The 12,770-nt window shown below is 39.2% G+C and carries 16 protein-coding genes and 1 tRNA gene; 6 read left to right on the top strand and 11 right to left on the bottom strand.

Annotated features, from left to right (window positions below):
* The coding region (locus tag QZ620_RS01905; protein ID WP_295178507.1) for a hypothetical protein at nucleotides 1-584 on the top strand (584 nt) is incomplete at its 5' end.
* On the opposite strand, the gene QZ620_RS01910 is transcribed toward QZ620_RS01905, so the two are convergent.
* From QZ620_RS01910 to QZ620_RS01960, 11 genes are all read right to left on the bottom strand, one after another.
* Nucleotides 547-1,263, bottom strand: coding sequence for a porin family protein (locus QZ620_RS01910; RefSeq protein WP_295178509.1), 717 nt, complete (start codon nucleotides 1,261-1,263; stop codon nucleotides 547-549). The genes QZ620_RS01905 and QZ620_RS01910 overlap by 38 nt on opposite strands.
* 86 nt (nucleotides 1,264-1,349) lie before the next feature.
* The gene (locus tag QZ620_RS01915) at nucleotides 1,350-1,832 is read right to left on the bottom strand and encodes a biopolymer transporter ExbD (protein WP_026914054.1); all 483 of its coding nucleotides are present in this window, start codon (nucleotides 1,830-1,832) and stop codon (nucleotides 1,350-1,352) included.
* A gap of 28 nt (nucleotides 1,833-1,860) precedes the next feature.
* Nucleotides 1,861-2,469 carry a biopolymer transporter ExbD gene (locus QZ620_RS01920; RefSeq protein ID WP_295178513.1) on the bottom strand — a complete coding sequence of 203 codons (609 nt, stop codon included), beginning with the start codon at nucleotides 2,467-2,469 and terminating at the stop codon, nucleotides 1,861-1,863.
* Between the two features lies 1 nt (nucleotide 2,470).
* A complete protein-coding gene (locus QZ620_RS01925) occupies nucleotides 2,471-2,908 on the bottom strand; it encodes a hypothetical protein (protein ID WP_295178515.1) in 438 nt (145 codons plus the stop codon).
* 13 nt (nucleotides 2,909-2,921) lie between these two features.
* On the bottom strand, nucleotides 2,922-3,725 hold the full coding sequence (locus tag QZ620_RS01930; protein ID WP_295178516.1) for a MotA/TolQ/ExbB proton channel family protein: 804 nt from the start codon (nucleotides 3,723-3,725) through the stop codon (nucleotides 2,922-2,924).
* 65 nt (nucleotides 3,726-3,790) lie between these two features.
* Nucleotides 3,791-3,878, bottom strand: a tRNA-Ser gene (locus tag QZ620_RS01935).
* 64 nt (nucleotides 3,879-3,942) lie between these two features.
* Entirely contained in the window at nucleotides 3,943-4,971 is a 1,029-nt protein-coding gene (locus tag QZ620_RS01940; protein ID WP_295178518.1) for an asparaginase, read from the bottom strand.
* Nucleotides 4,961-6,094 carry a 1-acyl-sn-glycerol-3-phosphate acyltransferase gene (locus QZ620_RS01945; protein ID WP_295178521.1) on the bottom strand — a complete coding sequence of 378 codons (1,134 nt, stop codon included), beginning with the start codon at nucleotides 6,092-6,094 and terminating at the stop codon, nucleotides 4,961-4,963. The genes QZ620_RS01940 and QZ620_RS01945 overlap by 11 nt, the downstream gene beginning before the upstream one ends.
* Nucleotides 6,095-6,144: 50 nt before the next feature.
* Nucleotides 6,145-6,912: a TatD family hydrolase gene (locus QZ620_RS01950; RefSeq protein ID WP_295178524.1), complete on the bottom strand. Its 768-nt coding sequence runs from the start codon at nucleotides 6,910-6,912 to the stop codon at nucleotides 6,145-6,147.
* Nucleotides 6,913-6,979: 67 nt separating this feature from the next.
* A complete protein-coding gene (locus QZ620_RS01955; protein WP_295178608.1) occupies nucleotides 6,980-8,032 on the bottom strand; it encodes an NAD(P)/FAD-dependent oxidoreductase in 1,053 nt (350 codons plus the stop codon).
* Between the two features lie 56 nt (nucleotides 8,033-8,088).
* Nucleotides 8,089-8,586, bottom strand: a complete 498-nt coding sequence (locus tag QZ620_RS01960) for a DUF456 domain-containing protein (protein WP_141878914.1) — start codon at nucleotides 8,584-8,586, stop codon at nucleotides 8,089-8,091.
* 110 nt (nucleotides 8,587-8,696) lie between these two features.
* Here QZ620_RS01960 and QZ620_RS01965 point away from each other — a divergent pair, with 110 nt between their 5' ends.
* Genes QZ620_RS01965 through QZ620_RS01985 form a run of 5 tightly spaced genes read left to right on the top strand, consistent with a single transcriptional unit; the run spans nucleotide 8,697 to nucleotide 12,769 of the window.
* Nucleotides 8,697-9,059, top strand: a complete 363-nt coding sequence (locus QZ620_RS01965) for a BlaI/MecI/CopY family transcriptional regulator (protein ID WP_295178527.1) — start codon at nucleotides 8,697-8,699, stop codon at nucleotides 9,057-9,059.
* Complete coding sequence (locus QZ620_RS01970) at nucleotides 9,059-10,585, top strand: M56 family metallopeptidase (RefSeq protein ID WP_295178529.1); 1,527 nt, start codon at nucleotides 9,059-9,061, stop codon at nucleotides 10,583-10,585. The genes QZ620_RS01965 and QZ620_RS01970 overlap by 1 nt, the downstream gene beginning before the upstream one ends.
* A 19-nt stretch (nucleotides 10,586-10,604) precedes the next feature.
* Nucleotides 10,605-11,075: an energy transducer TonB gene (locus QZ620_RS01975; protein WP_295178531.1), complete on the top strand. Its 471-nt coding sequence runs from the start codon at nucleotides 10,605-10,607 to the stop codon at nucleotides 11,073-11,075.
* Between the two features lie 11 nt (nucleotides 11,076-11,086).
* Nucleotides 11,087-12,235, top strand: a complete 1,149-nt coding sequence (locus QZ620_RS01980; protein ID WP_295178533.1) for a tetratricopeptide repeat protein — start codon at nucleotides 11,087-11,089, stop codon at nucleotides 12,233-12,235.
* 60 nt (nucleotides 12,236-12,295) lie between these two features.
* Nucleotides 12,296-12,769, top strand: coding sequence for a hypothetical protein (locus tag QZ620_RS01985; protein ID WP_295178534.1), 474 nt, complete (start codon nucleotides 12,296-12,298; stop codon nucleotides 12,767-12,769).
* Nucleotide 12,770: the final 1 nt, after the last annotated feature.

The following is a 12,770-nucleotide window of genomic DNA, read 5'->3' on the forward strand; positions in this document are numbered from 1 at the left end:
TTTTTGGAAGTCTGTTTTACTTTATTTTTATTCCAAGGTATTTTCCAGACGAAATCGTTAAAGCTAAATTAATGGCGATAGCGATCATTACGATATTCATACCGGTAGTATTCTATTTTTTACTGAAGAATCTTGGGAAAGCAGAATCGGTTTTTCTTGAGAAAACTGAGGAAAGGCGCTGGCCACTATTTTTCTTTTGCTTATTGATACTGATGGTTTTACATCAAATTTTAAACTTCTATAATTATCCCGGGCTATATTATTACTTCGCAGGCATACTTATTTCAACTCTATTAGCCTATACCTTGAGCTGGTTCAGGCTTAAAGTCAGCTTGCATATGATGGGAATCACCGGGCTATTAATGTTCGTTACCGGCTTCTGTATTTACTTTCACCTATATTATATCTATACCGTGGCATTTCTCATCATCGCCTGCGGTCTCACAGCATCTTCAAGACTTTATTTTAAAGCCCATACAAGCTCAGAATTATGGGTGGGAAGCCTGTTAGGTCTAGGTCCGCAATTGCTCCTGTTCAATCTGTGGTTTACAGAATATAGAATGTCAGACCTATTTTTAAGGTAGATACATCTAAAGACTCATTCTGAAGTGAAGCGTCCTTGAAAAAAGGGATCAATGAATAGTAGAAATGAAAGTTGAAAGTATTGTATCCAAAGGTAAAAGTTGCTCCAGCTCTGAATTTATTTAATTCTGAAAGATTATTGATAACAGTTTGTCCTGTATCATCTCTATAGTTACTTCTGAAGTTATAAATATAGCCTAAACGGACTCCAGAATATATCCTCCAGAACTTATAAGATTCTGGGGTTGAAGTACGCCATCTAAATTCAAATGGCAATTCGAACTGTTGTGTCGTGTAGCGATTGGTATCATAATCTATGTCCTCTAAGGATTGAAATTCTGCGTCACCGGAAGCAGACTTAGTAATACGCAAATTTTGCCCATAGCTATCAATTCCCCAACCTAGCCCTAGACCGAGTGCAACGTTTCTACGTTTATTCAATGGCATGTCTCGAATCACTCCCAGGTTGAGACCTCCGGAAAAACTTTCCTGAGAGATTGCTTCGGGTTTATTGGTAATCAGATTAAAACTGAAACCTACATAGAATTGATCCTCTCTATAGAGGCTATCTACTGTAAATGGAACTGAATCCGGGATTTTGTATTGCCGCTGTTCTTCCTGCGCAATTATGATGACAGGATAAAGCAGAATTAAACTAAGAATGATCAATTTGATCCTCATGGTTTCAAATATTCTATAAATATAAAAAACATCCTGCCTGGTTTTAAACCGGACAGGATGCTTTCTATAATTAAATTGAAAAGATTTTAGTCGATGTTATTACCAGCTTCTCCCTTTTTGGTAGTATAGTTGATTTTTAACGCTTCAGCTTTTCTAAGTTCCTGTTTGATATCAGATACTAGTCCCATATTGGTTTCTTCATCCACTTTCAAAGCAGTTGTAAGATATGGAACAAGTTCTTCTCGCTTGGATTCTCTTTCGGCGTAAATAAACTGCTGCACTTCTTCAACACTTGCGAATTTATCATTTAGCTGAATTCTGGCTTCAGTACCATATTTCGCCTGGTATCTCTGGCTCGGTTTACCAGCGTAAATGTACATGATCAAATCCTTCTTATCCAATTTCTCCACCTGGTCTGCAAATGGCAAATTATTCTGGATCATTAATGTATTGTCACGCATTACCGTTGCCACCATAAAGAAGAACAATAGCATAAAAACGATATCAGGTAAAGATGCCGTACTAATTGCAGGCAAATCTCCAGATTTTTTCTTTTTAAATTTTGACATAATTTAAGTCGTTTTTTCGTTTCTAGTTCTAATTTGTAGGTTCAGCTTCAGATAATTTCTGAGGAATCATATCAGATATTACATCGATCTTCTCCTTCAAAGCATCTTTGTCACCAGTATATCTTGGATCATTGTAGTTACTTTCCATTTTAGTGAAAGTGGTACCATACATTCTCTGTGCTTCACGATCTCTAAGCTGATTATATGCAGCCACAAGTTCGTTCTGTACAGCGATATAAGTACCATACTCTGTTCCACGGTTATTTACCAGTGAAATAATAGCTTTCTGTGGATTCACTGAAGATCCGGGATCCTTAGCTCCCTGGCAGAAACTACAGGCTTCATCGCCTTGTCCTCCACCATTATCAAGAAATTCGACAGCTGCTTCACGCAGTTCCCCAATTTCCATGCTCTCATCTTCAACCAGCAGCTCGTTATTACTGTTCACAAGCACCGTGAAGATGTTTCGTTGTTTAATAACCGGAGGCTCCTGCTCTTCAGGTTGCCATGGCGGTAACTTCCTGCTTATCCCACTATCTGTCTCAATGGTAGTAGTTACCAGGAAGAAGATAAGAAGTAAGAAGGCAATATCTGCCATAGACCCGGCATTCACTTCCGGTGCTGATCTCTTTGCCATATTATTTAGCTAATTTTTTTATTCCAGAGAATACCATTGCTGCAATCGCAACTGCTGCAAGTATATAGAAGGTAATTAATCCTGCGCCTACCCAATGATCTGCAGATGCAGACAGCATAGTACCATCTTTTAGTTGAGTTGCCTCACCGTCACTTAATACATAAGCGACAATAATGATCACTGCAAAGGATCCTACGGCAATTATGGTGTTCTTAATACTTCCTCTGAATAAACCTACGATCACAAAGATAGCAACCAATACTACAACTGCTGCAAGAACAATGTATGCGATCCACATGAAAGGGTCTAAATGACTCCCCTGTAGGTCTGCCGAGGCTTTTATAGCATCGTCACCGGTAGCGATAATTCTTCCCAGAAGAATTAACCCAATCACACCGATCACGAGTGCCAGATATTTTAATACTTTATGTAAGGTCATAATTTACGTTGTCTTAGATTCGTTTTTTATTCTTGTAAGCTACCAACATATCGATAAGAAGAATAGATGCATCTTCCATATCGTTAACAATGCTATCAATCTTAGCAATGATGTAGTTGTAGAAAATCTGAAGAATAATCGCAACGATCAAACCAAATACAGTTGTAAGAAGTGCTACTTTAATACCACCAGCTACAAGTGACGGCTGCATATCTCCAGCTGCTTCAATACGGTCAAACGCCTGAATCATCCCGATTACAGTACCCATGAAACCAAGCATTGGTGCAAGTGCGATAAATAAAGATACCCAAGATACATTCTTCTCAAGTTGTCCCATTTGAACACCACCGTAAGCAACTACCGCTTTCTCTGCAGCTTCAATACTTTCATCTGCTCTGTCAAGACCCTGGTAGTAAATTGAGGCAACAGGTCCTTTTGTATTTCTACAAACTTCCTTAGCTGCTTCTACTCCACCACTATGAAGAGCGTCCTCAACATCCTGAGCCAACTTCTTAGTATTCGTAGTAGATAGGTTTAAAAAGATAATTCTCTCAATGGCAATGGCCAGACCAAGAATTAAACACAAAAGTACGATCCCCATAAAACCTGGACCACCTTCGATGAAACGTTTCTTAAGCTCCTGGTGAAAACCAAGGTCTTCTTCTTCCAGATCATCACCGGCCATTGCTTCTTCGTCATCCTGTACAAAGCTCACAATCGTTCCTGGCAAATTATTCGTACCGTTAGCCGCCTGTAGATTATAGGTTCCAAGAACCGTAATCGCGGCGATTACCAAAATAGAAAATAATCTTTTCATTACTGTTTGTCTTAATTTAATTAGTTAAAGGTTAAAGATATAAATTATTTTTAATAAACACTTAGCAGAGAGGAAGGGATTCGAACCCTCGATACGCTTGTGACGTATACACACTTTCCAGGCGTGCGCCTTCGACCACTCGGCCACCTCTCTGTATTTGTTAGGCTCGGCAAATAACGAAAAAAATAATTACCCGTCAAGAAACCCGCCATTAATTTTAAGACATTTCACCACGCAGCGAGGTTTCGAAGATCGTTTTGAAAACTTTTGGAGATAAGTCTTTACCAATCAGATACATCAGTTTGCTTACCGCAGCTTCGGTAGTGATATCCTTTCCGGAAACCACCCCTACTTTCTTAAGACCTACACTGGTTTCATACTGTCCCATGTTCACACTTCCTGCTACACATTGCGTCACATTAACCACAAAAAGCCCTTCCTTTATTTTCTTCCGAAGCAGTTCGAGAAACCAGGATGTATTTGGTGCATTCCCGCTACCGTAAGTCTCTAACACCACTCCCTTTAGCTCAGGTTTAGCCAGAATATGCTCCACCGTGCTCTCGCTTATTCCCGGGAACATTTTTAATACCAGTATATTATCATCAAAACCTGTATGTAATTTTGTTTTCTGCTTTCTATTAGGAGCCCAAAGTGCCTTATAATTAACCGATAGATATACCCCAGATTCTGCCAATGCAGGGTGATTCATAGAGGAAAAAGCCTGAAAATGCTCAGCATTGATCTTCGTCGTCCTGTTCGCACGGTACAATTTGTATTCAAAATAAAGTCCAACTTCAGAGATAACCGGCTTTCCATTCTTTCTTAAACCTGCAACCTGAATACTTGTGATCAGGTTTTCTTTTGCATCTGTCCGCAAATCTCCAATAGGCAACTGCGAACCGGTGAAAATGATTGGCTTCGTTAGATTTTCGAACATAAAACTAAGCGCAGAAGCAGTATAGGACATCGTATCACTTCCATGTAGCACGACAAACCCATCATAATCATCGAATCTTTCATAGATCACATTCGCGATTTTGATCCAGTATTCGGGATTCATATTGGAGGAATCGATAGGATCACCAAAAGTCATGGTTTCGATCTCATGCTCAAGGATCTTCAATTCCGGAATATTATGCAAAAGCTCATCAAAATTGAAAGCTTTTAACGCACCAGTCTCATAATCCTTGATCATCCCAATGGTACCACCGGTATAAACAAGTAGTATCTTGGAATTATCCTTCATTAAGTCCCAGTTTATTGATTACAGGATTCGCGTACATTAATAAATAGCTATTTAAAGCCAACGGATTTTTGATATCCACCCGCCTGCTTACTCTGCGGTCAAACTGTCTTTTTTCTTTTTCTGTGTATTTATCTGTAAATCGCTCTTCGTTTCTGAGTAGATCACAGGCGATATAGTTCGATGGCCATAATTTGTAATTTTTATGGATCGCATTATCAATGAGTTTGGAAACGGCCTGAAGTTGATCGTTTACTGAAAGATTCTGCTTACGAATATAATCCAGGTCTTCTGAAGTGATCACATCACCCGCATTCAAACGTATTCTACCTTTTTGCCCCATTGCGCCCTGCATGATACTATTAAAGTCTTCATTGGCGCTTTTCTTATATTCCTCCTGCATCCTTTTTGCCAGTACTTCCGGCATTTTCAGCATATCTGTAGGATCAAATTCATAAGAAATGGAAACCGGTACGATCTTGATCTTAGCCAGGTAATCGAGAAGATCCAGGTCACCCTTGGCCATCCCGATCATCTTGAGAACACCCTGCTGGGTCACATCATTACCATCTTTGGTTCTGCCTTCTCGTTGCGCCATCCAGATCGATCTTGAATCTTCCAGTAATCCTCTGGTATACTCTGAAAGTCGCATGGAACTTTTCAGCATCTCACGCGGACTCTGATTTCGAAGAACCAGGAAATTACGATTCAACTTAGCCAGGGCAGCGAGGAAAGGTTTCTGTACCAAGTTGTCACCAATGGCTGAAGCAGTCATCACCAGGTCATGGTTATACAGCGTATAATTAAGCAAGGAAGTATCTAAAAGAATATCCCTGTGATTGGAAATATAGAAGTATGATTCGTCTTCATCCAGTTTATCAAAACCGCGGTCGCTTAGCCCTTCACTGGATTTTTCCAGAACTTTTTCAACACTGTAATAGATGACCTTACTCTGGAAATCCCTTATGGAGTAACAATCTGCCACGATCGTTTTGATCTCTTCATATTCAAGATCGGGAAAGGTAAATTGCAGAAGCGCCTTTACCATGGGATGTTTTACATACTGCTGTAAAGCAGGATTTACTTCTTCATCGTCGTAAAAACGTATATCGTCAAAATTTTGCACCTATATCTCTTATTATTTCAACAAATGAACAAAATTTATGTTTAACAGCTTTAGATTCCAAAGACTTCCTTCGAGTTTTTGGTGGTTACCTCAGCAATCTCCTCCAATGGGAGCTCATATAATTCAGCTAATTTCTCGGCAACCTTTAGAATATAGACCGGATCGTTTCTTTTTCCGCGGAAAGGTTTAGGAGCCAGGTATGGAGCATCTGTCTCAAGAACAATTTGCTCCAGCGGAATCTTGGCCATGAATTTATCTATCCCTCCATTTTTGAAAGTAACCACTCCGCCAATGCCCAGTTTCATATTATAGGAAAGCGCCTGTTGCGCCTGTTCAAAATTCCCTGTAAAGCAGTGAAAGATTCCAAAAAGATCATCACCCTTTTCTTCTTCTAATACTGAAAATACCTCATCAAAGGCATTACGACAGTGAATAACAATTGGAAGTTTATATTTTTTCGCAAACTGTATCTGTCTTCTGAAAGCGTCCTGCTGAATTTCCAACGTGGATTTATCCCAATATAGATCGATCCCAATTTCTCCTACAGCGTAAAATTTACGTTTTGCAAGTTCCTCTTCTACATGCTTTAATTCATCTTCATAATTCTCCTGCACATGAGTAGGATGTAATCCCATCATCAAAAAAATGTTCTCTGGAAATGCTTTTTCCAGCTCATACATACTTTGGGTAGTTTCTGAATCTATCGCCGGAATAAAAAAACGTGTCACATTTTGAGCGATGGCATCCTGAATAAGTTGCTGCCGCTCGTCATCAAATGAATTACTATATAAATGTGTGTGCGTATCTGTGATTGTCATTCCGCAAAAATAAGATTTGCGATACAATCCTGAAACCAAATTAGCTGAAGTTGTTTCTATTGAAAGTTTACACAGCAACTGAAAGCCTTTCAGCGATCTTTCCGGCGAGGTAAGCTGCATCTTTTTTGATTCCGCCAAGGGTTGCAGAACCTCTGGTATGCAACCAGGGCAAACCAATAAAGTAAAGGCCTTCCATATTACTTACTCCACGGTAATGTTCAGGATAGCCGTTTTTTGCCAGTTCCAGGCCTTCGATCCATTCGAAATTTGGTCGGTAACCAGTAGCCCAGACGATATTCTTTATATCCCGAAGTTCTTGCTTCTCAGTGAGTATACGCTCGATTTCAGCATCTTTGGTTTTTCCTACAGCGATTACATTTTTCCTGGCCAAAATCCCTTTTACATCTGTTCCAATTACGGGTTGTCGCGAATTACTGATCTTTTTTCCCAGCCATGTATCTCTACTGAAGCTTAAAAAGCCGGATTTTGTAAACCACCACCAAAGTGTCTTACCCATTATTTCCTGCGGAAGTACTTTTACATCTGTAGTTCCTGAAAAATAGGTTTTGCGATTATTTTCAGAAATTTCATCGAGGATCTGAAATCCGCTATCTCCGGCTCCCACCACCATCGCGGGTCCTGACTGTAACTGGTCTGGATTCTTATAATAGTTGCTATGGATCTGAAAAACTTCAGAAGAGATCTTTTTAGAGAAAGCTGGTGTGTAGGGAATATGAAATGGCCCTGTTGCAATAACTACATTTCTAGCTTTTAGATCACCTTGTGGAGACTTCAGCAGAAAATGATCATTTACTCGGGTGATCTTTTGGATGTAAGTTTCTAACTGAACCGGAATATCAAAATTCTGCACGTATTCTTTAAAATAGCCGGCAACTTCAGTTTTAGATGGATAATGTCCTTTTTCGGCCGGAAATTCCATCCCGGGCATGTTATTAAATTCAGAAGGAGTAAAAAGAGTAAGAGAATCCCAGCGATTCATCCATGAAGCACCAATTTCGGTTTCTTTATCCACTACCAGGAAGTTATGACCCTGTTGTTTTAGATAATACGCCATGGCCAAACCTGCCTGTGCCGCTCCTACCACAATAAAATCTAACATCATTTAACTTTTTTGCAAAAGTACGCTTATTTAAAGGTTTCTGAAAATCAGATCTTTCAGAATATAAACTCCTTATAACTCCAGAATTGGTAAAGGAACAGGATAAGAAATGCAAAAGTGACGATGAACTCCATAAAGCTTGAAGCCAGCAGACCGAGAAAAGAACCAAAAGCAGCCTTTCCAGCCGTTCTGGAATCAGATTTATTTAGAATTTCTCCAATAAAAGCACCTACAAACGGACAAATAAGAATAGCGAAAGGAAATGGAGCGAAGATCCCAATGATCAAACCTATAGTAGCTCCGATCATTCCTTTTCGGCTTCCTCCAAATTTCTTGGTTCCCATCGCTGGAATGGCAAAATTGAGAATATAGAATAGGATAGCAACAAAGAGCGTGATTCCAAGGAAAACGTAGTTCACTCCTACTCCCGGAATAAGGAAAAATATAAGCAACCCGATCCAGCTTAATGGTACTCCGGGCAAGACCGGAAGAAAACTCCCCAGGATTCCCAGAATCATAAAAATCGCTGCCACACTTAACAATACTATCTCCATACTATTTCTTTTTCTGAACGAAGATAATCAACTTAAAATCATTTTTTAACTAAATAATTAGTTCAAACTAAAAGATTAGTTCTATATTAGCTTTAACTTATTTATCTACCATGAAACAATTAACCAAAGCAGAAGAAGAGATCATGCAGATTCTCTGGCATCTAAAAGAATCTAACGTAAACGGTATCATTGATGAAATACCCGAACCTAAACCGGCCTACAACACGGTTTCGACGATCGTAAGAATCCTGGAAAATAAAGAGTTTGTAGACCATAAAAAGAAAGGGAAAGGTTATATCTATTTTCCGAAAGTTGAAAAGGAAACCTATAGCAACCAAAGTATCAACCAGTTGATGAACAACTATTTCAATGGTTCATTTCAAAGTATGGTGAGCTTTTTTATGAAAAAGAACGAGATGAAATCAACGGATCTCGAAGCAATTTTGAAAGAAATCAATAAAGATAATAAGTGATGGAACATTATATTATCCAGGTAATTTTATTCCAGCTGGCATTTTTCGTGATCTACGAAGTATTGCTGGAAAAAGAAACCTTTTTTAAACTTAACCGTGCGTACCTAATTGCAACTCCAATTCTGGCGTTTTTGATTCCATTTGTAAAATTTGGGAGCTTACAGCAAAGTACAACAGCACGAGTCATGCAACAATTTAGTGATCAAACAATGATCTTAATGCCGGAGGTAATGATTGGTGCAACCTCGAACGACGCGACTACGAATCCTGTTCAGGCAGATCCTTCGATCAACTGGTTGTTCTGGTTATATATTGCAGGAGTAGTCATTAGTTTAAGCATATTTATTTTCAAGCTCATCAAACTTCAGAAGATCGCTAGAAAAAGTAAAACTATTGATGTTCGTTACTACGAGCTGAGAGAGGTTCCAGATTCTGATACTGCTTTCACATATTTCAACAAATTATATATAGGAGACCAGATTTCAGAAAAAGACCGACAGCATATCATCACGCACGAACTGGTACACCTGCAAGATCATCACGGTTTTGATTTGATGGTTTTTGAATTTTTGAAAATTCTTTTCTGGTTCAATCCGCTTATCTATATTTTCCAGTCACGTCTGGCCACGCTACATGAGTATATCGCTGATAGCACCACCGTCAAGAAATCGGGAAAAAAGCAATATTTCGAACAGTTGCTCAACACCGCCTTCGGAACAGAGAACTTTTCATTCACCAATCAATTTTTTAGTCATTCATTAATCAAAAAACGAATCATTATGTTACAGAAAAATCAATCATCCAACATTTCAAAATTTAAGTTTTTACTCATCATTCCCATGCTAATGCTAATGCTCACTTATGTTGCATGTTCAGATGATAATTCTTCGGAAATAGAACCAGAATTACAGGAATCCAGCACTTCGGAAATAATTGCGGAACTTAAAGCACATCTAGAAAATATGGAGAGCCTTACTCCATCAGAGAAAGAAGAGTTCCTGCAGCTTCTTAAAAAAAGAGAAGAGTTATTATTGAAAGAAGCGAAGGCGAATGGGACAGAGATTATAGAAGTTGTTGAAGAACAAACATTGCCACCTTCACCTCCGCCAGCCCCAGGTTCTACCGAAGATATTCAAAACCGTGCCGATAATAGCGCCTACGATAATGCTACCTCAGTTCCATTTGCTGTAATCGAAAAAGTTCCTGCTTTTGAAGGTTGTGATGAGTGGGTAGATGACGCCAGAAAAAACTGTACTTCTTCAGAAATTTCAAAATTCGTCAACAAGAACTTCAATACTTCCCTGGGAAAAGAATTAGGACTTGAAGGAATAAATCGTGTTATCGTTCAATTCAGAATTGATGAAAACGGACAGGTTCAGGATATTAAATCAAGAGCTCCGCATCCGAGATTAGAAGAGGAAGCTAAACGAGTCATTTCTGAGCTTCCATCATTTATTCCAGGAGAACAGAATGGTCGTGCCGTAAGTGTCATGTATAGTTTACCAATCGCATTTAAGGTTCAATAATAAATTCAAAAACAAGATTATGAAAAACATAAAATTTAAAACTCTACTTAGCCTTTTTGTATTCCTGATTTCTCTTTCAGGTTTCAGCCAGGAGATGGCTACACCCTTTGCGGTGGCAGATAAATCACCGGTCTTTCCTGGATGTGAGTCACTAACTGGCAATGATCAGAAAGATTGCACGGTAGAGCGAATCACCAATCATGTAAACAAAAATTTCAACACCGCTTTGGGAAAGCAATTGAATCTTACCGGGCGCCAACGTATCGTTGTGAAATTTGTGATAGGAAAAGACGGTGAAATTAGAGACGTTGAATCAAGATCTCTGGCAAAAGAGGCTGAAGTAAGAGCCAGCCTGCAAGCTGAAGCCACTCGCGTGATAAATTCATTACCGAAGATGCAAGCGGGTGAATTTGAAGGTGAGAAAGTCGCGATCGCCTATGCTTTACCCATAGAATTTGCTACGCCTCAAAAAGAAAATAAGAACGGATAATATTCAATAATTTGAAATTTTTACTAGCCCTGATTCTTACAATAATTGTCCTGCTGCCAACCTATGCGCAGCAGGACATTTTAAATAATGCTGATAGTCTTGCAGCGGTTGGCAATCGTGAAAAAGCCATTAAACTACTTACAGACCTGCCTGATAAAGACGCTAAAGTTCTATTGAAACTGGCAAAATTTCAGCAGTCGGAAGGAAATATCAAAGCCGCACTTGAGAATTATAAACAGGTAACTCAACAACATCCCGAGAAGGTTTTAACGATGCAGGACTATGGAGAACTTTTACTTGAGAATGGAAAGCTTGAGTTGGCAGATAGTATCTTCAGCAATTTAAAAGAAAGGTATCCTGAAAATGCCGGCTTTACCTATAGATTAGGACTTGTTAAAGAAAAACGCAAACTGGATACCCTGGCTAATCGCTTGTTTTTTGAAACCGTTAGTTACGATTTTTCACATCAAGGTGCATTATATAAAACAAGCAAATATCAATTAGCTCGCGGTAGAAAACATGAAGCGATTGTACTTGCGGAGGCTGGTTTAAAAAAACGTCCAAAAAATGTAAGTCTGTTATCTATTCTGGGTCAGGCCTATATGTCCACTTTTCAGTTTGACAAGGCGATACCGGCGTTTAATACGATCGTGGAAGAAGGGGAAGCTTCAGAATTTGTACTGGAAAAACTCGCAAAAGCCTATCGTATGACCAACCAGTTACCAAAAGCTTTGGAAACCTATAAGCAAATGCTGGAAATCAATGATATGAATAGCGCCGCGCATTCTAACATTGGAGTCATCCTAATGGAAATGGACAGGCATAAAGAGGCGAGAGAACACTTCTACAATGCCCTTTTTGTAAAAAATCCCAGAGTTGACAAAGAGTTTCTGAATCTTGGACTGGCTTCAAAAGAACTCGAAGATTTTAAAGAGGCCTACCGGTTTTTCAAATTTGCGATCGAAGAAAATGAAGAGAACGAAAGAGCTTTGCTGGAACTGGCGCTTACTGCCGACAGGTATTTTGAAGATAAAAAATCTGTTGCTGAACATTACCAGCGATACCTTGACAGGTATGCCGGAAATGGAAATGCTGCTATGATCGAAATCGCAAAATACAGGTTAAGTGAGCTTAAAAAAGAGGAGCATTTTTCGGAATAGCAGATAATTTTCCTAACCTGCTAGATTTCACTATTTTTGGAATCCGAAAGCTAACTTTTAATGAAGAAGATATTATTCGCAGTGGCCATTCTAGTTCTGTGCTCCTGTAATTTCGAAACCAGGAAAATTTCTTCTGAAGAGGTTCTGGAGCAGGAATCACGCACGTTGAACTGGAAAGAAGTGGATGAATACCCCGCTTTCGAAGATTGCCAGAATCTTACCAATCTTGCTGAAGCTAAGAATTGCTTCGCACGACAGGTCTCTACAACAATTTACAGTCACCTGGCGAGTCAGCAACCCGTAGTGACCAAAAGCATTGATGATACGCTTTTTATTTACCTGGAAATCGACAAGAATGGGAAACCGCAAGTTGAATCCATAGAAGTTGATACCACAGTGACCAATCAATTACCAGAAATCAAGAACTGGATCAGGCAGAGTATCGATTCCTTGCCTAAAATTTACCCGGCCAGCAAAAGAGGAATTCCTGTATCTACTGTGTTTAAAATGCCGGTAGTTGTCAAGGCCGAATAAC

The sequence above is a fragment of the uncultured Christiangramia sp. genome (assembly GCF_913046405.1).
Classification (GTDB): domain Bacteria; phylum Bacteroidota; class Bacteroidia; order Flavobacteriales; family Flavobacteriaceae; genus Christiangramia; species Christiangramia marina.